This window comes from Streptococcus panodentis (assembly GCF_017884005.1).
Taxonomy (GTDB): Bacteria; Bacillota; Bacilli; order Lactobacillales; family Streptococcaceae; genus Streptococcus; species Streptococcus panodentis.
The window spans coordinates 112,527-130,719 of sequence record NZ_QFAY01000005.1 but is presented as its reverse complement, the minus strand read 5'-3'; the positions used below and the strand labels follow the sequence as shown (position 1 = coordinate 130,719).

Annotated in this window: 19 protein-coding genes and 1 pseudogene; 14 read left to right on the top strand and 6 right to left on the bottom strand. The window is 47.8% G+C overall.

Features of this window, described 5'->3' with window-relative positions; genetic code table 11:
• Positions 1 to 372: pseudogene (locus DHL47_RS03640) on the top strand (transposase); the annotation flags it as partial.
• A 97-nt stretch (positions 373 to 469) separates the two neighbouring features.
• Here the strand turns inward: DHL47_RS03640 and zwf are convergent.
• The 5 genes from zwf to DHL47_RS03615 all read right to left on the bottom strand — a co-directional run bounded on the left by zwf (position 470) and on the right by DHL47_RS03615 (position 5,739).
• Complete coding sequence (gene zwf / locus DHL47_RS03635) at positions 470 to 1,930, bottom strand: glucose-6-phosphate dehydrogenase (RefSeq protein WP_128835856.1); 1,461 nt, start codon at positions 1,928 to 1,930, stop codon at positions 470 to 472.
• A 318-nt stretch (positions 1,931 to 2,248) separates the two neighbouring features.
• Positions 2,249 to 3,637 (bottom strand): MFS transporter, encoded by a 1,389-nt coding sequence (locus DHL47_RS03630; protein WP_420853828.1) that lies wholly within the window; start codon positions 3,635 to 3,637, stop codon positions 2,249 to 2,251.
• 244 nt (positions 3,638 to 3,881) lie between these two features.
• Positions 3,882 to 4,697 carry a TIGR03943 family putative permease subunit gene (locus DHL47_RS03625; protein ID WP_209550932.1) on the bottom strand — a complete coding sequence of 272 codons (816 nt, stop codon included), beginning with the start codon at positions 4,695 to 4,697 and terminating at the stop codon, positions 3,882 to 3,884.
• The gene (locus tag DHL47_RS03620) at positions 4,694 to 5,599 is read right to left on the bottom strand and encodes a permease (RefSeq protein ID WP_209550931.1); all 906 of its coding nucleotides are present in this window, start codon (positions 5,597 to 5,599) and stop codon (positions 4,694 to 4,696) included. Before DHL47_RS03620 ends, DHL47_RS03625 begins: the two co-directional genes overlap by 4 nt.
• Positions 5,596 to 5,739 carry an SPJ_0845 family protein gene (locus tag DHL47_RS03615; RefSeq protein WP_209550930.1) on the bottom strand — a complete coding sequence of 48 codons (144 nt, stop codon included), beginning with the start codon at positions 5,737 to 5,739 and terminating at the stop codon, positions 5,596 to 5,598. Before DHL47_RS03615 ends, DHL47_RS03620 begins: the two co-directional genes overlap by 4 nt.
• Positions 5,740 to 5,893: 154 nt before the next feature.
• Between DHL47_RS03615 and DHL47_RS03610 the strand changes: the two genes are divergently transcribed.
• From DHL47_RS03610 to DHL47_RS03565, 10 genes are all read left to right on the top strand, one after another.
• Positions 5,894 to 6,358, top strand: coding sequence for a TM2 domain-containing protein (locus tag DHL47_RS03610; protein ID WP_206512676.1), 465 nt, complete (start codon positions 5,894 to 5,896; stop codon positions 6,356 to 6,358).
• 167 nt (positions 6,359 to 6,525) lie between these two features.
• Complete coding sequence (locus DHL47_RS03605; protein WP_209550929.1) at positions 6,526 to 8,658, top strand: Tex family protein; 2,133 nt, start codon at positions 6,526 to 6,528, stop codon at positions 8,656 to 8,658.
• On the top strand, positions 8,645 to 9,079 hold the full coding sequence (locus DHL47_RS03600) for a SprT family protein (protein ID WP_209550928.1): 435 nt from the start codon (positions 8,645 to 8,647) through the stop codon (positions 9,077 to 9,079). Before DHL47_RS03605 ends, DHL47_RS03600 begins: the two co-directional genes overlap by 14 nt.
• Before the next feature lie 306 nt (positions 9,080 to 9,385).
• Entirely contained in the window at positions 9,386 to 9,661 is a 276-nt protein-coding gene (locus DHL47_RS03595) for a PspC domain-containing protein (protein ID WP_277592702.1), read from the top strand.
• 205 nt (positions 9,662 to 9,866) lie between these two features.
• On the top strand, positions 9,867 to 10,280 hold the full coding sequence (locus DHL47_RS03590) for a hypothetical protein (protein ID WP_209550927.1): 414 nt from the start codon (positions 9,867 to 9,869) through the stop codon (positions 10,278 to 10,280).
• A 74-nt stretch (positions 10,281 to 10,354) separates the two neighbouring features.
• The gene (locus DHL47_RS03585; RefSeq protein ID WP_209550926.1) at positions 10,355 to 10,846 is read left to right on the top strand and encodes an NUDIX hydrolase; all 492 of its coding nucleotides are present in this window, start codon (positions 10,355 to 10,357) and stop codon (positions 10,844 to 10,846) included.
• 622 nt (positions 10,847 to 11,468) lie between these two features.
• The gene (gene hprK / locus DHL47_RS03580; RefSeq protein ID WP_209550934.1) at positions 11,469 to 12,404 is read left to right on the top strand and encodes an HPr(Ser) kinase/phosphatase; all 936 of its coding nucleotides are present in this window, start codon (positions 11,469 to 11,471) and stop codon (positions 12,402 to 12,404) included.
• The gene (lgt, locus tag DHL47_RS03575) at positions 12,397 to 13,206 is read left to right on the top strand and encodes a prolipoprotein diacylglyceryl transferase (RefSeq protein WP_209550925.1); all 810 of its coding nucleotides are present in this window, start codon (positions 12,397 to 12,399) and stop codon (positions 13,204 to 13,206) included. Before hprK ends, lgt begins: the two co-directional genes overlap by 8 nt.
• A complete protein-coding gene (locus tag DHL47_RS03570) occupies positions 13,196 to 13,594 on the top strand; it encodes a DUF948 domain-containing protein (protein ID WP_128835877.1) in 399 nt (132 codons plus the stop codon). The genes lgt and DHL47_RS03570 overlap by 11 nt, the downstream gene beginning before the upstream one ends.
• Positions 13,595 to 13,609: 15 nt before the next feature.
• Positions 13,610 to 14,107, top strand: coding sequence for a YtxH domain-containing protein (locus DHL47_RS03565; RefSeq protein ID WP_209550924.1), 498 nt, complete (start codon positions 13,610 to 13,612; stop codon positions 14,105 to 14,107).
• A gap of 209 nt (positions 14,108 to 14,316) precedes the next feature.
• Here DHL47_RS03565 and DHL47_RS03560 read toward each other — a convergent pair whose 3' ends face one another.
• Entirely contained in the window at positions 14,317 to 14,622 is a 306-nt protein-coding gene (locus DHL47_RS03560) for a DUF3270 domain-containing protein (protein ID WP_128835881.1), read from the bottom strand.
• A 130-nt stretch (positions 14,623 to 14,752) separates the two neighbouring features.
• Here DHL47_RS03560 and DHL47_RS03555 point away from each other — a divergent pair, with 130 nt between their 5' ends.
• From DHL47_RS03555 to DHL47_RS03545, 3 genes are all read left to right on the top strand, one after another.
• A complete protein-coding gene (locus DHL47_RS03555; RefSeq protein WP_209550923.1) occupies positions 14,753 to 15,682 on the top strand; it encodes a peptidase U32 family protein in 930 nt (309 codons plus the stop codon).
• Between the two features lie 605 nt (positions 15,683 to 16,287).
• Complete coding sequence (locus tag DHL47_RS03550; protein ID WP_209550922.1) at positions 16,288 to 17,574, top strand: peptidase U32 family protein; 1,287 nt, start codon at positions 16,288 to 16,290, stop codon at positions 17,572 to 17,574.
• A 14-nt stretch (positions 17,575 to 17,588) separates the two neighbouring features.
• Positions 17,589 to 17,921: a CHY zinc finger protein gene (locus DHL47_RS03545; protein WP_209550921.1), complete on the top strand. Its 333-nt coding sequence runs from the start codon at positions 17,589 to 17,591 to the stop codon at positions 17,919 to 17,921.
• Positions 17,922 to 18,193: the final 272 nt, after the last annotated feature.

The following is an 18,193-nucleotide window of genomic DNA, read 5'->3' as shown; positions in this document are numbered from 1 at the left end:
ATCAGCCAGCACAATGATAATCCTTTGGTCATGGAGAATCTGAGAAAGGCTATGGAAGCCAATCCAGGAGCAGCACCACTCATTCACAGCGACCGTGGTTCACAGTACACATCACGAGAATACCGTATGGTAACTACTCAATATCAGATAACTCGTTCGATGTCACGAGTAGGCAAGTGCATTGACAATGCGCCGATTGAGAGCTTTTTCGGCCATTTTAAGACGGAGTGTTATGACTTGAAGAAGTATAAGACATTTGAGGAGCTGGTCGCTAATATTGATGATTACATCTACTTCTACAACACCTAACGATTTCAAGAGTGCAACAACGGCCTTGCCCCTCTTGAAATGAGGAACAAGGCCGTTGCTTAATCTTTTATTATTTTATTGTCCACTTGACAGGGAGCAGTTCAGTTTGTCTACAATCTGAAACTACTAACCAAATAAGGATTAGTAGTTTTTTCTTCGGTTATTTATCCGGTTCCCACTGCCATTTGGCTCCGAACTGCTCCAGCAGTTCAAAGGAGGCCGAAGGCCCCATAGAGCCTACGGGGTAATCGTGCAGGGGTACTTGATTCTGGCTCCAGAGCTTTTCAATCTGGTCAATCAGCTCCCAGCTGGCTTTGACTTCGTCCCAATGGCTGAAGTTTGTCGAGTCGTTGTTGAGCACATCAAATATTAATTTCTCATAAGGCTCTGGTGATGCTCCAGCTGCTGTTGCATCGGTCCGATAGTCCAGAGAAATCGGTGCCAGACTGAAACGCTCGCCGACTTCTTTGCCGTTGACGCTGAGGGAGAAGCCCTCAGTCGGCTGGATATAAATGGTCAGTACATTGGGCTCCAGAGGCTGACCGAAAATGGAATCCATCTGCTTAAAGATAATGTTGACATGGGTTCCTTTCTCTGTCAGGCGTTTGCCGGTTCGGAAGAAGAAAGGCACATCCCGAAAGCGGTCACTGTCAATGAAGAAGGCACCGGAAGCGAAAGTCTCCGTCGTGGACTCAGGATTGACATTGGGCTCGCTGCGGTAGGAAATATACTTCTTGCCGTTGACCTTGCCAGACTTGTACTGGCCGCGGATAAAGAAGCGTTTCAGGTCCTCTTCACTGGGCTGCAGCAAGCGCTCGAAAACCTTAATTTTTTCAGCCCGGATGTCGTCCTTGGTAAAGCTCTTTGGCTTGTCCATAGCCAGGAGAGACAGCAGCTGCAGGGTATGGTTCTGGACCATATCGCGCAGAGCCCCAGACTGGTCATAGTAGCCGCCGCGCTCTTCCACGCCCAGCTTCTCAGCAAAAGTAATCTGCACATTGTCAATATAATCGCGGTTCCAGATATTTTCAAAGAGCAGATTGGCGAAGCGGATGGCAAAGATATTCTGAATCATCTCCTTGCCCAAATAGTGGTCAATCCGGAAAATCTGTTCTTCATCAAAAGCAGCCAGCAGTTCTTGATTGAGCTGGCTGGCGCTGGCCAAGTCCGTCCCGAATGGCTTTTCCACAATCAGACGCTCAAAGCCCTGCCCATCCACGATTTTTTCTGACTGAAGATGCTTAGCAATGGTGCCGAAAAACTGCGGTGCCATGGACAGGAAGAAGAGCTTGTTGTGCTCTGCTTGGTACTGTTCATTGAGCCGGTTTTGCAGCTTGCGCAGCTCGATATAGTGGTCGCTGTCCTGCACATCATGGCTCTGGTAATAGAAGTGGCTGGCAAATTCCTGCGCTTGCTCTGGGCTGTCTGCTAAGTCTGCGATAGACTCCGCGACAACGGACTCGAAGTACTCCTTGCTCCAAGGCCGGCGGGCTGTTCCAATCACAGCAAAATGCTTGGAAAGATTGCCGGATTTATAGAGCCGAAAGAGCGAAGGATACAGCTTGCGCTTGGCCAAATCCCCGCTGGCTCCGAAAATTGTAACAATAACTTTTGATGACATCTCTATACCTGTTTTCTAATGAAGATTAGCGAAGGCTGGGCCCGTCCTATCAGTCAGCCTGAATCCGTCAGCATAGCCTGGACTCAGACTTGGTTCGGTCGCCTCGTTTTTCAAAACAAACAGGAGCGGCAGCCCCTATCCGCAATGAAACTGTTTCTATTTTATCACAAATGCTGCAAAGTTTGTATTAGGAAGCACGGCCGTTTGCGGAAAAGAATTCCCTGCTCTTTCTATGTATTTCAGTCATTCTCATTGAAAAGCCTGTTAAATATCTGAAGAGCTCTGCTTTTTCAGCAGTCCCGAATCCGGGGCCGGACTTTACTGCTTAGGGCCTGTTTTCTCAGCCTGCTTTTTCTGAATAGCTCGGAAAAGGAAGGCGTAAAAAAGGAAATTTCCGGTCACAAGGATCAGGAGCAGGCTGAAGACGTGATGGGCGCCGGCTGCCGTGTCAGGAGCCTGATTGACCAAGACCGCTGCGATAGCCGTTCCCAGCGCTCCGGCGAAAGTCTGGGCCAGCTGAAAGAGGGCCGTAACGTCGGCTGTCTTCTCGCGGCTGACCTGAGAGCTGGACAGGGCCATGGTGTTATTGAAAGCCATATTGCGGCCCAGCGTAAAGAGGACGTAAAAGCCCAAAATGATTGGCAGATTGAGCCAGGACGTAAAGAAGGAGTAAACGGCCATGACCATGAATACAAGACTATTACCTCCCAGCAGGGAGAGTTTCGGTCCTTTCAGGTCATAGATTTTTCCCAGCAGGGGTGCCATAAAAGCCCCAATCATGGTTCCCGGCAGCAGCGAGAAGCCGGCCTGAGCAGTTGATACGCCCTTGGACAGGACCAGAAAGTTTGGGATGAGGAAGTTGGACGACAGATTGGTAAACTGATAAATCAGGAAGGGCAGGATACCAAAGAGAATGGTCGGCTGTTTCAGGATGCGGATGTCAAGGAAGGGATGCTCGACCGTCAGGCTGCGCCAGATAAAGCAGGCAAAGGTCAGCAGAAAAACAGCTACATAGAGCCAGTTCAGCCCAGCTCCCTCTTCCAGACTGGAAATCGCCAGAATGGAGAATACCAGAGCTGCAGACAGAAAGAGAAAGGACAGAATATCAAAGGGCCGCTTGCTCTTGCCGCTGGAATTTTTCAGATTAAAAAAGGCGATGGCAAAAGAAAGCAGGGGCACCGGCATAATGAAGCTGTAAATCATGTGCCAGTCAAAGGCTCCAATCATATAGCCGCCGTAAGTGGGGCCGATAGCAGGTGCTAAGCTGACAACCAGACCGCTTAAGCCCATGTAGAGACCGATTTTCTGCCGGGGCACCCGCTCGACAATGAGATTAAACATGAGCGGAATAGCCACCCCCGTCGCTGCTCCCTGCAAAATCCGCCCCAGCATGAGGAAGCTGAAATCCGGCGCCAGCATGGCTACTCCATTGCCCAGTGTGAAAATGGACAGGGCCGTAAAGAGAATCCGGCGCTCGGTCCAGTTGTGGGCCAGAGTGGCTCCCAGCGTAATGGTAATGGCGACAGCCAAAAGATAGCCGGTCGTAATCCATTGCAGCACCCCCAGACTCAGACCAAAGACCTTGCTCAAATGCGGAAAGGTCACATTCATACTGGTTTCGGACAGGATGCCGGCAAAGGCGACCAAGGCAGTGGCTAAGATAGCCAGCAGGTCGGCCCGCTCCACTTTTTGTACTTGTTTCAAAATTTTACCTCCAAGAAAGATTTCTCTTTTATTGTATCATGCTTATAACATTTATGTAAGAGGGAAAGTGAAACTCATCCTCTTCAAACAGCAAAATCTGCCGTTGTAGATTTCGACAGCCGCCAACTGTTTGGGAAACTGCTGGAGCTGATCTGGTTTGAAGAGATGTTCGAAGAATACAAAAGAAAATGAAATGCCAGATAAAAAATCCTATAGAAGCTTTCATTCATCTTCTATAGGATTTTTGCTAAAATACTCGATAGACGTAAGGATTGTCTGGTTTTTCAACCTTGTCCAAGCTCTCAATTTCCAAGGCTGGCAGGCTCTGACCCAGACTCTTGTGATACTGGACGGCAATTTTGCCCTTGGCATGGATCCATGTATTGTCATCATAATGCTGACTGCTGCCGGTGGTCAGGAGACCGTAGACGCCGGAGTCAGCGATACAGTGGATGATACCAAAGCGAAAGAGAAACTGGTTCTTAGAGTCGCTGGGGTCATTGTAGACAAAGCCGGTAAATTCCAGTGTCTTGCCCACAAAGTCCTCCGGATAGTCATAAATGACTTCCATGACCTCCATATAGTTTTCTGTCGTGACCTCGATGGTCTCCTTATCGACATATTTCTTGGCAGCGGCCCGCATTTCCTTTTCATAGGCGCCTTTGGTAAAATAGGTGCTGGTATCTGGCTTGAGATACTGACTGCTGGTGCCCTCATCTTGCTGGACAGCAGCAGAATTTCCCTCAGCCAGCGGGAAATGAAAGCCCTTGGCCGAAACAGTGGTCGAGTCAAGAGTGACGGTTGGAAAGAACATGCCGACAAAGAGCGGCAGGAGCAGGAGTGCTGCACTGCCAAACTGAGCCCAGCGGGTCGTCAAATGGCTGTGCACCTTCATCTGCTTCATCCAGACAATCAGCTGCACCACTGCCAAGACAAAGGACAGAATCATGGACAGATAGGCCAGATAAGAATAGTGCAGGTTGATGTACTGATTGAGCTTGCCGGTTAATTGAAGATACATGGTAATTTCAAAGTAACCGACTAAAATTAAAAATCGAATCATAGCATCACCTCCACAAGCCAAGAATAAAGGAGGACAACCAGCGTCACCAAGCCGATGAACTGCCAGATGAAGCGGGTTTTAAAGTAATTTTTCATCATCAGGAGATTCTTTACATCCAGCATGGGACCGATGACCAGAAAGGCCAGGACCGGCGCTAGGCCAAAGCTGGCAATCAGGGAGCTGCCCACAAAGGCATCGGCCTCGCTGCAGAGCGACAGGAGAAAGGCCAGCAGCATAAGGAGCAGGATGGCGATAAAAGGGGTCGAGCTGATGGAGGTCAGGATCCTAGTAGGCACATAGACCTGCACCAGGCTGGCAAAGAGGCAGCCAAAGACCAGATAGCGGCCGGTATCGAAAAATTCATCAATAGCCTGTACAAAGACCTGAAACATTTTCTGCCCCTTGCTGAGACCTGAGAAATCATGCTCATGCAGATGCTTGCGATTCTCCTTTTGAATAGTGGCATCAGCGAAAAATCCCAGAAAAATCCCCAAAACAGCTGCCACGATGATGGACCCCAGAGACCGCAGCAGAGCCATTCGAAAGGAATTGCCAAAGGCCGAGTAGGTCGCAAAGAGCACGATGGGATTAATGACCGGCGCTGTCACTAGAAAAGGCACAGCTGTATAGCTGGGAACCTTTTTCTCCAAAAAACGGTTGATAATGGGGACAATTCCGCACTCGCAGGAAGGAAAGACAAAGCCGACAAAGGTTCCAAAGAAGATTCGAAGCCATTTGTTTTTGGGTAAAAAGCGGTAAACCCTTTCCGGAGTGATATAAACTTCGATAAATCCTGAGATAATGCTCCCAATCAGGACGAAGGGCAGGGCCTCAATGATAATGGATAGAAAGATGACTCCTGCCTGCAGGACGCTGTCCGGCAGCTGGGAAAAGAAATTCATCTTTTGTCAGCCTTCTGATCTTGCGTTTTTTTCTTATCTTTTTCATCCTCCGGAAATTCAACCTTTTCGACCTTAGGAAGAGCCGCGAACTCTTCAAACATCTTGTCCAAGTCATCGGATTTGGTAAATTTAATAGCCATAAAAAACCTCATTTCAAAAATTATTTAGTTCCATTATACTACCAAAAAGGAAAAAATGATATTTTAAAACATGAGAAAAAAGTCAGAAAAGCACTTGACAAGTGATATATATATATATATATAATTAAAGTTGAGAAAAAATTGGGAGATTATTATGGCTAAAATTATCAAAGTAACTGAGTCGGAAGTTACAATTGCAAAAGATGACTCATCTGTCATCAAAGTTCTGCGTTCAAATTTGGACTTTGAACCTGCTTCTGGAGAAATTGTAGAAGTCTATGATACCGGAGAAGAAATTATTGTTCATCGTTCAAGACAAACGACAGCGGATAACTTGCAGGATAAAATCAATATCAATATTGTCAACGAAAATAATAACAGCCAAAGTCAGATAGTTTACGGAGCTGGTCAAGGGCGGCTCGTAAACAAAATGGTTTATGCTCTCTTGGCTATCTTTTTGGGGACTTTTGGTGTACATCAGTTCTATGCTGGAAAGATCGGTTCAGGTTTTATGTATCTGATTTTTTCTTGGACAGGTATTCCTACCATCGTGAGTCTGTTCCAAGGTATTTCAGCCTTGCTGAGACCTGCGGATGCCAATGGAAATATTTTTGTATAAGGATAGAAAAGCTGGAGAAGTTCTTCAGCATTTTTTATTCCCAAAATGAGCTTCGAAACTGTCGTTCTCCCTTCCTCGCCGCCTTACCTGAAACTTTTCTTAAACTGTCACTAAATAGTTGTAAAAAGTTCTAAGTTTCAAACTTATTATGGTATAATAGAGCCGATATGGAAAATATAACTATTGCAAAAATCGCTCAGGAACTGGGCATTAAAGAAAGTCAGATTACTAAAGTTTTGGAATTGACCGCCGAAGGCAATACCATTCCTTTTATTGCCCGCTACCGTAAGGAAATAACAGGCAACCTCGATGAGGTCCAGATTAAGTCCATCATTGACTTGGACAAGAGCCTGACGGTTTTGGCTGAGCGCAAGGCTGTGGTTCTGGCCAAGATTGGGGAGCAGGGCAAGTTGACAGACCAGCTGCGCTCGGAGATTGAAGCGGCTGAAAAGCTGGCCGATGTCGAAGAACTCTACCTGCCATATAAGGAAAAACGCCGGACCAAGGCGACTCTGGCGCGTGAAGCGGGTCTCTTTCCGCTGGCCCGGCTCATCCTGCAGGATGCGTCTCATCTGCAGGCAGAAGCTGAAAAACTTACGAGTGAGGCCTTTCCGACAGCTGAGGCGGCTCTGGCCGGAGCGGTGGATATTCTGACCGAGGCCATCTCAGAAGACACCAAGCTGCGGGCCTGGACCTATCATGAAATCCAGACCAACTCTGCTATCTATTCCAAGGTTAAAGACGGGGATCTGGATGACAAGCAGGTTTTTCAGATTTACTATGATTTTTCTGAAAAAGTCGCAACCATGCAGGGCTACCGCACGCTGGCCCTCAACCGCGGAGAAAAGCTGGGGATTCTCAAGGTTGGCTTTGAGCATCATGTAGATAAAATCATTCGCTTTTTTGAAGTGCGCTTCAAGGTTAAAAATAACTACATAGTGGAAGCCGTTCAGCAGGCAGTCAAAAAGAAGATCCTTCCTGCTATGGAACGCCGCATCCGCACCGAGCTGACAGAGGCAGCAGAGGATGGGGCTATTCAGCTTTTTTCGGACAATCTGCGCAGCCTGCTCTTGATTGCACCTCTGAAGGGGCGCGTGGTTCTGGGCTTTGACCCAGCCTTTCGGACCGGAGCCAAACTGGCTGTGGTGGATGCGACCGGCAAGATGCTGACGACACAGGTCATCTATCCGGTGCCGCCGGCAAAACCGGCCCAGATTGAGGCAGCTAAGAAAGAACTGTCTCAGCTGATTGGTCAGTTCGGAGTAGAAATTATCGCTATTGGAAATGGCACAGCCAGCCGCGAGAGCGAGGCTTTTGTTGCCCAAGTGCTGAAAGAGCATCCGCAGGTTAGCTATGTCATCGTCAATGAAAGCGGAGCTTCGGTCTATTCTGCCAGTGAGCTGGCCCGGCACGAATTTCCGGATTTGACCGTTGAGAAGCGTTCGGCTATCTCTATTGCCCGCCGCCTGCAGGACCCGCTGGCAGAGCTGGTCAAGATTGATCCCAAGTCCATCGGAGTCGGCCAGTACCAGCATGATGTCAGCCAGAAGAAACTGACGGAAAGTCTGGATTTCGTAGTGGATACAGTGGTCAATCAGGTCGGGGTCAATATCAATACCGCCAGCCCGGCCCTGCTGGCCCATGTTGCCGGACTGAATAAAACCATCTCTGAAAATATCGTCAAGTACCGGGAGACCGAAGGATTGATTACCTCACGGGAGGCAATCAAAGAGGTCCCCCGTCTGGGTACTAAAGCTTTTGAGCAGGCTGCCGGCTTCCTCCGCATTCCCGAAAGCGACAATCTGCTGGATAATACCGGTGTTCACCCAGAGAGCTACCCGGCTGTCTCTCGTCTGTTTGAACGGCTGGACATCCGCCAGCTGGATGCAGCCGCTCAGGCCAGATTAAAGGCCGTCAAGGTAGAAGAGCTGGCTTCCCAGCTGGGCATCGGTCAGGAGACTCTCAAGGATATTATTGCTGATCTGCTCAAGCCCGGCCGCGATTTGCGTGACTCGTTCGATGCGCCGGTTCTGCGGCAGGATGTGCTCAATATCCGCGATTTGCGTATCGGCCAGAAGCTGGAGGGCGTTGTCCGCAATGTCGTTGATTTCGGTGCCTTCGTTGACATCGGTATTCACGAGGACGGTCTCATCCATATTTCCAAGCTGAGCAAGGACTATATTAAGCACCCCAGCCAGCTCTTATCAGTCGGTGATTTAGTCACTGTCTGGGTGGACAAACTAGATGTGGAGCGGGAGAAGGTCAACCTCTCCCTGATAGCACCAAATGAATCTAACTGATTATGTTAAGCAGGTTTCGCTGGAGGATTTCGGTCAGGAATTTCAGCATGAAGCCTATTGGAACAAGCGTCTCCGCACCACTGGGGGACGCTTCTTTCCTAAAGACGGCCATCTGGATTTCAATCCCAGGATTTACGAGACTTTTGGCCTTGCGACCTTTCGCAGGATTGTCCGTCACGAGCTGGCCCACTACCATCTCTACTATCAGGGCAAGGGCTACCGGCATACGGACAGAGATTTTAAGGAATTGCTCAAGGCTGTGGACGGCCTGCGCTATGCACCTGCCCTGCCCACTGCTCAGAAGAAATTGTACTATCAGTGTCAGCAGTGCCAAGCGGTCATTGTCCGTAAGAAGCGGGTTGATTTGCAGAAATACCGCTGCGGCCGCTGTATGGGCAAACTACGTTTATTAGAGGATTGAGAGCCTGCAGCCATGAATCATTCCGCCGCATTTGCCACTATTCGATTTGCCAGAATCAGCCTTTGGGCTGATGCAGTTGCTCCTTTACTGTGGTAGAATAAGCTATCGTCATTTAGTTTATCTTTTATTACTTTGTCAGCTAACAGTCAGGAAGAGTGAAAAGGCCCCCGGACCTACCCAGCTTGTGGATTTCTGGGCAGGGGCTAAAAAGGTCCCTCGGACCTTTTTACTCTCCCAGGTCATTTCATAGCTAAAAGCAAACTAAAAGACTCTAAAAAGGTGACTAGGATAGCGAGGTCGATGATGATGAAAGCAACATTTTACAAATTAAGAAAAAACCGAATCATTTCCGGCGTCTTGGCTGGTTTGGCGGATAAATTTCATTTTGATGTCAGCCTGCTTCGTTTCCTCTTTATCATTTTTACCGTGCTGCATTTTGGTCTGGGCATTGTCATCTATATCTTGTTGGCCATGGCCATGCCCTACAAGGAAGATATTGAGGAAGAAATGTACGGAACTGGGCCGCGCAAGCGAAAAGAAGCAGAGGCTGTCAAGGATGACAAGGATGGCTGGACCTGGTAAGGGACAAGGATAAGCAGCCTAGGGAAATTGACCGATTTTTCTATTCCCGTGAGGAGAGGTTGTGAAAGAGGCAGCACCTTTAGAATAGTCAGTAACAGTTTGATGCTGTATATAGCTGTTGCTGAAAAAGTCCAACCTGAATCTCTAAAATAAGGAGGAGCAGTTTATGAAACGGTTTTCTTTGCCTTTTTATTATTTGTTCTTTTTGCTTTATCTGATTGGGAGTTTCTTTCTTCACCTGTTCCTTTTTGGAATGGTTTTCTCTTTGATGCAGGGAGGATCCTCCGGTGGTTTAGTGGGTCTAATCTTTGGACTTTATTCTTTTCCTTTGGGCTTGTGGAATTTTTTATTCTTTATTTTTACCCCGCCTGTGGAGCAGGCCCTCAAACCCCAAGTCTGGTTAGGTTCTGTCTTAGGCCTGCCCCTGTTGGCGTCTCCTTTCCTTGCTTATATGATTGGCTCATCTGTCTTCAATAATGATTCGCCGTATATGCTCTATATCACGTCAATCCTTCTGCTTTTTCTGCTTGGTATGATTGTTTCAAATGCCATCATTTACGCTTTGGCTTATGCTGTCAAGTTTCTGTGGAAGAAAAAGCAAGCAGGCAAAAAGGCCTAGGAAAAGAGCTGGGAGCAGACTCATTTTGAGGAAGCAAGATTATGAGAATTGCTGAAATAATGTAAGGAAAAATAATGTCTGAAATCTGGAATGCTTATGACTTAAATCGAAATAAACTGCCCCGCCTTTTAGTCAGAGGCGAGCCCGTTCCGGAGGGGCTCTTTCACCTCTGTGTCAATGTATTTGTCCGCCATGCGGATGGAGAGTTGCTCTTTATGCGGCGAGCGGCCAGCAAGTCTCTCTATCCCGGCTACTACGAATGTGGAGCCGGCGGCAGTGTGCTGGCTGGTGAGAGCAGCCGGACAGCTGCCCTGCGGGAATTGGAGGAAGAAACAGGACTGGTGCCTGACAGTATCCGATTGATTGCACAGGCCAGCTCAGCTGAAGACCAGTGTCATTTTGACTATTACGAAGCGGCGGTTTCTGCTGACAAGGGCAGTGTCCGCTATCAAGCCGGCGAAACCGATGCCCATCTCTGGCTGCCGCTGTCAGCAGTTGCTGATTTTATGGAGACTCATCCTTTTTTCCGTCATCAAAAGGAAGTCCTGTCTGGATTAATTGACTGAGCACTGCTCGGTTTTTTTTATCGTCATTTCGTTTCTCTTTTATTCCGTCGTTAACTGGCCTTGCTCCAACAGTCCAGAAGGACTGTTGGAGGCTGGAGATAAAGAGGCTGAGGCAAAAGTCTTTCAGTCTCGCTTTGTTTTGGTAAAAAACTTTTGGCGCGGTAGCTGATTGGGCTTTTTGTTCGTCTTTTAGACTCCAAAAAGCTCCTAATCATCCTCGCGGGGCTGGGACGACGAACTAAATTTTTAAAAATTTAGTTCTGTCCCACCGCCGGCTTTCGTTCAGTCCGAGGGAGTGAGGCAGGGTCAGACTCCCATGATGGCTATGTCCTCATCCACAGAGGGATGGCTCTTAAGGGAGATACTGTATAAAGTTCTTCAGCCTTGCTTTGTTTTGGTAAAAAATTCTTGAGCTCGTTACCCTATCGTCCTATATTTTTAGCGGTAGGCTGAAACTGTCCCCCGGACAGTTTCACTACTAAAAGACTATATTATGAAAGAAAAGAAGGGGGATATGATTTAATTCAAATTAAAATTTCTCTTTCAATTTCCTGCCTTAAAAACTCTTTTGAGCTAAAAATCTGCTATAATAGAGGAAGAAAAATTTTGAAGGGAGAAGATGATGTCTGTAAAGGTCAAAGACCTCTTGAAAAAGTCCCGTCTGCATCAGGTTTACGGAGATGAAAGCCTGCTGGACAAAGAAATAACCACTTCGGACATTTCCCGTCCAGGACTTGAAATGACAGGCTATTTTGATTACTATACCCCTGAGCGCATCCAGCTGATTGGAATGAAGGAGTGGTCCTATCTGACCAAGATGACCTCCCACAACCGCCACCAAGTGCTCCTTAAAATGTTTCAGCCTGAGACGCCGGTGATTATCGTTGCCCGGAATTTAGAGATTCCCGAGGAAATGGTCCGGGCGGCAGAGCAGAAGCAGATTGCCATTCTTCGCAGCAAGACCTCAACCAGCCGCCTGTCTGGGGAAATCTCCAGCTATCTGGATTCACGGCTGGCAGAAAGGACCAGCGTCCACGGTGTCCTCATGGACATTTACGGCATGGGCGTGCTCATTCAGGGCGACAGCGGGATTGGTAAAAGTGAGACAGGGCTTGAATTGGTCAAACGCGGGCACCGTTTGGTTGCCGATGACCGAGTGGACATCTTTGCCAAGGATGAAATGACCCTTTGGGGCGAGCCGGCCGAAATTCTGCGCCATCTGCTGGAAATCCGCGGTGTCGGGATTATCGATGTCATGAGTCTTTATGGAGCCAGCGCCGTCAAAGATTCGTCACAGGTGCAGCTGGCTGTTTATCTGGAAAATTATGATACCAATAAAACGTTTGACCGTCTGGGCAACAATGCGGAAGAGCTGGAGATTGCCGGGGTCAGCGTTCCTCGGATTCGGATTCCGGTCAAGACCGGCCGCAATATCTCAGTCGTAATTGAAGCAGCAGCCATGAACTATCGGGCCAAGGAGATGGGCTTTGATGCCACCAAGATTTTTGAAGAGCGCCTGACAAATCTCATTAACCAGAACGAGGTGAAACATGATTGATCCAGTAGCTTTTCATCTCGGTCCTTTCAGCATCCGCTGGTATGCTGTCTGCATTGTCACCGGTCTTGTCTTGGCAGTCTATCTGGCCATGAAAGAAGCACCGCGCAAGAAGATCATTCCCGACGATATTCTGGATTTTATCCTCATTGCCTTTCCTTTGGCTATCGTCGGTGCCCGTATTTACTATGTGGCCTTTGAATGGGACTATTACAGCAAGAATCCTATTAAGATTATTGATTTCTGGAACGGCGGCATTGCCGGTATTGCCATTTACGGCGGCCTGATTGCAGGCGCTATCGTTCTCTATTTCTTCACCCGCAGGCGTCTGATCAACACCATTGATTTTCTGGATATTGCAGCACCCAGTGTTATGATTGCCCAGAGTATTGGCCGCTGGGGGAATTTCTTTAATCAGGAAGCTTACGGCGCGGCAGTTAAGAGCCTCAATTACCTGCCTGGCTTTATCCGTGACAATATGTATATAGACGGCAGCTACCGTCAGCCAACCTTCCTCTATGAATCTCTTTGGAATCTGCTTGGTTTCAGTCTGGTTCTGTTCCTGCGCCGCCGGCCGAAATTCCTGAGACAGGGTGAGATTACCGCCTTTTATCTGGTTTGGTACGGATTCGGCCGCATGATTATTGAAGGAATGAGAACAGACAGTCTCATGTTTGCAGGCCTTCGCGTCTCTCAATGGCTGTCTCTCCTGCTGATTTTTGCAGGACTTGCCATCATTATTTACCAGCGCAGGAGACAGGCCCCCTATTATCAGAATGAGGAGGAGATAAAAAATGATAATTGAAATTGCTTATGCCTTATTGGCAGTCGCCCTCATCGTCTTTGTGATTTACCTGACCATCACGGTCAAAAATCTTGGCGACAAAGCCGGCAGAATGCTGGACGAAACAGAGAACACCATCAAGGTTCTGACCTCTGATGTCAATGTGACCCTTCATCAAACCAATGATTTGCTGGCTAAGGTCAATGTGCTGACAGACGACATCAACCAGAAAGTTGCCACTATTGATCCCTTGTTTACAGCGGTGGCCGACCTGTCTGAGTCTGTATCTGACCTGAATGATCAGGCGCGCACACTCAGCAGGAAAGCAGTCGCAGCCGGCAAGGGAACAGCCAAAACAACAGCAGGTTTATCTGCTTTGCGTTTTGCATCAAAACTATTTAAGAAATAAGAAAGAAGGTCTACTATGGGAAAATTTTCATCGCTTTTATTGGGTGCCGTTTCAGGTGCTGCAGTCGCTTATTTTCTGACCAGCAAGAAAGGCAAAGAAACGACAGATAAGGTTCGCAAATTTGTCAAGGACTATCAGGAAAATCCGGACGATATCCATGATGCAGTCCTTCAGTCAGCCAAGGATTTTTCGAATCAGGCAGTCAGCGTCATCAATGAAACCAAGGAGAAGGTTGAGAATGGCGAAATTACGACAGAAACCGTCATCGAATCTGTGAAAGAAAAGACGAAATCAGTTGTGGACTACTCACAGGAAACCTTTCAGGTGGTGAAAGACAAATTTGAAAAAGAAGCAGAATCTGCTGAGCAAGACGACTTTGAGGCTCCGGCTGAGGAGGAAGCAGCACCGGCAGCAATAGAATCAGAAGATATTATCATTGACTTGGAGGCTGAAGCTGCCGAACAAGATCGGACAGCAGCAGAAGAAACAGCAGATCAAGACAAGAAAGACTAGCAAATAAAGGCGGTGAGACGGAACTAAAAATATTCAATTTTTAGTTCCGTCTCACCGCCTTTGTCTCTAGGGGCTAAAAAGGTTCCCCCAATCTTCCCTGCCCAGATTGTTGGAGCTGACATCATTTGAAGAGGATTAGGTCAAAAAAGACAGCAAAAAGAGGTTGACAGCAACCTCTTTTATCATATTTAACATTGTCGAATCACATTTTATTTTTTGGCTTGTCGTTTTTTAGCAAAGATACGATAGGTCTGAATAGTTAAAAGGCTGGACGCAATAGCCAATGTAAAGGCCATAAAGGTATTCATTTTCATTGTCAGGAATACAAAGCTAAAGAGCACTGTCAAGACACAGAAGACAGCGATATTCAGGAAGAAGAACAGTTCACTCAGTCTTGGTGAAGTTTCTGCTTCAGGCAGGTATTCCTGATAAAGCGGGGTTTGTTCAAATTCAATTTCTTGTTGGTAGTTGTAGTCAGTTGGATCGTCATATTGTTGGTATTTTCTTACGGGCATAATTCTCTCTCCTTACAGTACCCTCTAATTCTACCATTTTTTTGCTGGTTAAAATATTACAAAAGCGTTACAAAACGAATAAATTCGAATGAAAAACAACCAGCTTTTATTTTTTTGCTATAATAGGTCTATGAAAAAGATAATCATTACAGCAACAGCTGAAAGCATAGAGCAAGTCCAAGAGCTGTTGGCGGTCGGTATCGACCGTATTTATGTTGGCGAGCAGCATTATGGCCTCCGTCTGCCTCATAATTTCAATTTAGATGAATTAAATCGAATTTCCAAGCTGGTTCATGCGGCCGGCAAAGAGCTGACGGTGGCTGTCAATGCCCTCATGCATCAGGAAATGATGGACCATATCAAGCCCTATCTGGATTTTCTGCAGGAGATTCAGGCAGACTATATCACGGTCGGGGATGCGGGCGTTTTTTATGTCCTGCAGCGTGACGGCTACCGGCTGAAAACGATTTACGATGCCTCGACCATGGTGACCAGCAGCCGGCAGATTAACTTCTGGGGCAGGAATGCTGGTGTTTCTGAGGCGGTTCTGGCTCGGGAAGTGCCGTCTGCTGAGCTCTTCAAGATGCCGGAAATCTTGGAAATTCCGGCGGAGGTTCTGGTATACGGGGCCAGTGTCATTCATCATTCCAAGCGCCCCCTGCTGCAGAATTACTATAATTTCACCCATATTGATGATGAAAAAAGCAGGGAACGCGATCTTTTCTTAGCGGAACCGAGCGATCCTCAGAGCCATTATTCGATTTTTGAGGACAAGCATGGAACCCACATCTTTGCCAATAACGACTTGGATTTAATGACCAAGCTGAGCGAGTTGGCCCAACATGGCTTTACGCATTGGAAGCTGGAAGGCCTCTATACACCGGGTCATAATTTTGTAGAGATTGCCAAGCTTTTCGTACAGGCACGGGGTTTGCTGGAAAGAGGAGAATTTACGCCCGATCGAGCCTTTATGCTGGATGAGCAGATTCATCGGCTGCATCCCAAAAACCGTTTCTTAGATACAGGATTTTATGACTATGACCCTGATATGGTCAAGTAAATGCCTGATGGTCCTTCTGCTCTTCGAAAATCAAGGCCGGCCGTCGTTCATTTCGACTTGTTCCAACAGTCTGGGGAGTGAGAAGGTTCGGCCCGTGCCTAACTATTTGAAAGCAAGGCAGAGAGGTTGGGGAGATAAGGAAGGGGAAGGCCGCAGATAAAGAAAAAGCAGTTCCCGGCTTTCGTCCAATCTGGGGGGAAACTGTTGCCAGTTGTGGCTGAGTTCAGCGAAGCTTGCATCGGCCGGTACAGTCCTCCTTCCCTGACAAGAGCTTCATCCGCAGCCATCATGGGAGTCTGTTCCGCCGCCTTGATACTTCCTGCTCTGTTTTGGCTTTTCATTGAGTAAGAAGAGTTCTTTTATTTACAGTATTGAGGCTGGGTTTCGATTATCCCAGCTTCTTTTTTGAAGGTTAGACGTTTCAAAAATCAAAGCTAATCCTTCCCTGCGGCAGGTCTGTCCGCAATCTAAAAACATCTTTGAATTAACTCGAAAAACAGAAAATGAGAATTGTCAAAACAATCTGCCTCGCCTTGCTTTTGCTTTCGAATTGCTATAAAATAGAAAGAAAACATCAAACTTTTATATTGCAAATAGGAGAAACGATGGTAAACATTTTAAAACGGCCGGAGGTGCTGTCACCTGCCGGGACGCTGGAAAAATTAAAGGTGGCTGTCCGCTACGGAGCAGATGCAGTCTTTATCGGCGGTCAGGCCTATGGCCTTCGCAGCCGGGCGGGCAACTTTACTTTTGAGCAGATGGAAGAAGGGGTGCAGTTTGCGGCCCAGTACGGTGCCAAGGTCTATGTTGCGGCCAATATGGTCATGCACGAAGGAAATGAAGAAGGGGCCGGGGACTTCTTCCGTAAACTTCGTGATATTGGCATTGCAGCCGTAATTGTGTCTGATCCGGCTCTGATTGCCATTGCGGCTGCAGATGCTCCCGGCCTTGAAATCCACCTGTCCACTCAGGCCAGTGCGACTAACTATGAGACGCTGGAATTTTGGAAAAATCTGGGGCTGACCCGGGTCGTTCTGGCCCGGGAGGTCTCCATGGCTGAGCTGGCAGAAATCCGCAGGCGCACCAATGTCGAAATTGAGGCCTTTGTCCACGGCGCCATGTGCATTTCTTACTCTGGCCGCTGTACTCTGTCCAATCACATGAGTATGCGGGATGCCAATCGCGGCGGCTGTTCCCAGTCCTGCCGCTGGAAATACGACCTCTATGATATGCCTTTTGGCCAAGAGCGAAGAAGCCTGCAGGGGGAAATTCCTGAAGAATTCTCCATGTCAGCAGTAGACATGTCCATGATTGACCATATACCGGATATGATCGAAAATGGCGTTGACAGCCTGAAAATAGAAGGCCGCATGAAGTCTATTCACTACGTTTCAACTGTGACGAATTGCTACAAGGCAGCGGTGGATGCTTATTTAGAAAGTCCTGAAAAGTTTGAAGCCATTAAGCAGGATTTAGTTGATGAGATGTGGAAGGTGGCCCAGCGGGAGCTGGCAACTGGATTTTACTACCATACTCCGACGGAGAACGAGCAGCTTTTCGGTGCCCGCCGCAAGATTCCAGAATATAAGTTTGTAGCAGAAGTGGTGGCCTATGATGCTGCGACTCAGACGGCGACGATCCGCCAGCGCAATGTCATCAACGAGGGGGACCAGGTGGAGTTTTATGGACCGGGCTTCCGGCATTTTGAAACCTTTATCACAGATCTTCGCGATGCGGATGGCCAGAAGATTGACCGCGCACCTAAACCGATGGAATTGCTGACTATTACTGTTCCACAGCCTGTTCAGCCTGGCGATATGGTCCGCGCCCGCAAGGAAGGTCTGTTCAATCTCTACAAGGAGGATGGCAGCAGTGTGACGGTTCGTGCCTAGATCGGGAGGAGAAAATGGTCAACGTTTACGGCGATCTGATAGACAAAGAGACGCGCTGTATTCATTATCACAGCGCTTTGGACATCATTGCACTCAAATGTTTTGCCTGCCGCAGATATTATCCCTGTTTCGCCTGCCATGATACTTATGAAAGGCATACCTATGTGCCCTATCCCATGAGCCGGTCTGCAGACAAGGTAGTGCTGTGCGGCGGCTGCCGGAGTGAGCTGACCATTGCCCAGTATTTGAACAGTGCAGCTGCCTGCCCTGTCTGCAGCCGTTCTTTTAATCCCGGCTGCAAGGCACATGCTGCCATTTACTTTCAGGCAGACAGCAGGTTTGAATAAGATGGCAATCTGTTCAGCCTCTCAAGCCCTGCCTTTTCATACTCTTCGAAAATCACTTCAAATCGTGTCAGCCCTGCCTGAAAATTCGAAAGCAGGGAAGACTCGGAAGACCTTTTCAGCCCGAACTCAGAAACGAGATAGTGAGGCAGGGAGTGGGAGGCTGCAGGTCAAAGAGCCATATTTTTGATGCTTCCTATCGGAGTTCTATTTGCCACCTCAAATAATCTCCCGGACTAGTTGAACAGTCTGTTTTCCTGCCTGCTTTGCTGAAG

Coding starts and splice junctions, on each gene's coding strand:
- zwf (WP_128835856.1), bottom strand. CDS start 1,930: ATGTCATCAAAAGTTATTGTTACAATTTTCGGAGCCAGCGGGGATTTG.
- DHL47_RS03625 (WP_209550932.1), bottom strand. CDS start 4,697: ATGATTCGATTTTTAATTTTAGTCGGTTACTTTGAAATTACCATGTAT.
- DHL47_RS03620 (WP_209550931.1), bottom strand. CDS start 5,599: ATGAATTTCTTTTCCCAGCTGCCGGACAGCGTCCTGCAGGCAGGAGTC.
- DHL47_RS03615 (WP_209550930.1), bottom strand. CDS start 5,739: ATGGCTATTAAATTTACCAAATCCGATGACTTGGACAAGATGTTTGAA.
- DHL47_RS03610 (WP_206512676.1), top strand. CDS start 5,894: ATGGCTAAAATTATCAAAGTAACTGAGTCGGAAGTTACAATTGCAAAA.
- DHL47_RS03605 (WP_209550929.1), top strand. CDS start 6,526: ATGGAAAATATAACTATTGCAAAAATCGCTCAGGAACTGGGCATTAAA.
- DHL47_RS03600 (WP_209550928.1), top strand. CDS start 8,645: ATGAATCTAACTGATTATGTTAAGCAGGTTTCGCTGGAGGATTTCGGT.
- DHL47_RS03595 (WP_277592702.1), top strand. CDS start 9,386: ATGAAAGCAACATTTTACAAATTAAGAAAAAACCGAATCATTTCCGGC.
- DHL47_RS03585 (WP_209550926.1), top strand. CDS start 10,355: ATGTCTGAAATCTGGAATGCTTATGACTTAAATCGAAATAAACTGCCC.
- hprK (WP_209550934.1), top strand. CDS start 11,469: ATGTCTGTAAAGGTCAAAGACCTCTTGAAAAAGTCCCGTCTGCATCAG.
- lgt (WP_209550925.1), top strand. CDS start 12,397: ATGATTGATCCAGTAGCTTTTCATCTCGGTCCTTTCAGCATCCGCTGG.
- DHL47_RS03570 (WP_128835877.1), top strand. CDS start 13,196: ATGATAATTGAAATTGCTTATGCCTTATTGGCAGTCGCCCTCATCGTC.
- DHL47_RS03565 (WP_209550924.1), top strand. CDS start 13,610: ATGGGAAAATTTTCATCGCTTTTATTGGGTGCCGTTTCAGGTGCTGCA.
- DHL47_RS03560 (WP_128835881.1), bottom strand. CDS start 14,622: ATGCCCGTAAGAAAATACCAACAATATGACGATCCAACTGACTACAAC.
- DHL47_RS03555 (WP_209550923.1), top strand. CDS start 14,753: ATGAAAAAGATAATCATTACAGCAACAGCTGAAAGCATAGAGCAAGTC.
- DHL47_RS03550 (WP_209550922.1), top strand. CDS start 16,288: ATGGTAAACATTTTAAAACGGCCGGAGGTGCTGTCACCTGCCGGGACG.
- DHL47_RS03545 (WP_209550921.1), top strand. CDS start 17,589: ATGGTCAACGTTTACGGCGATCTGATAGACAAAGAGACGCGCTGTATT.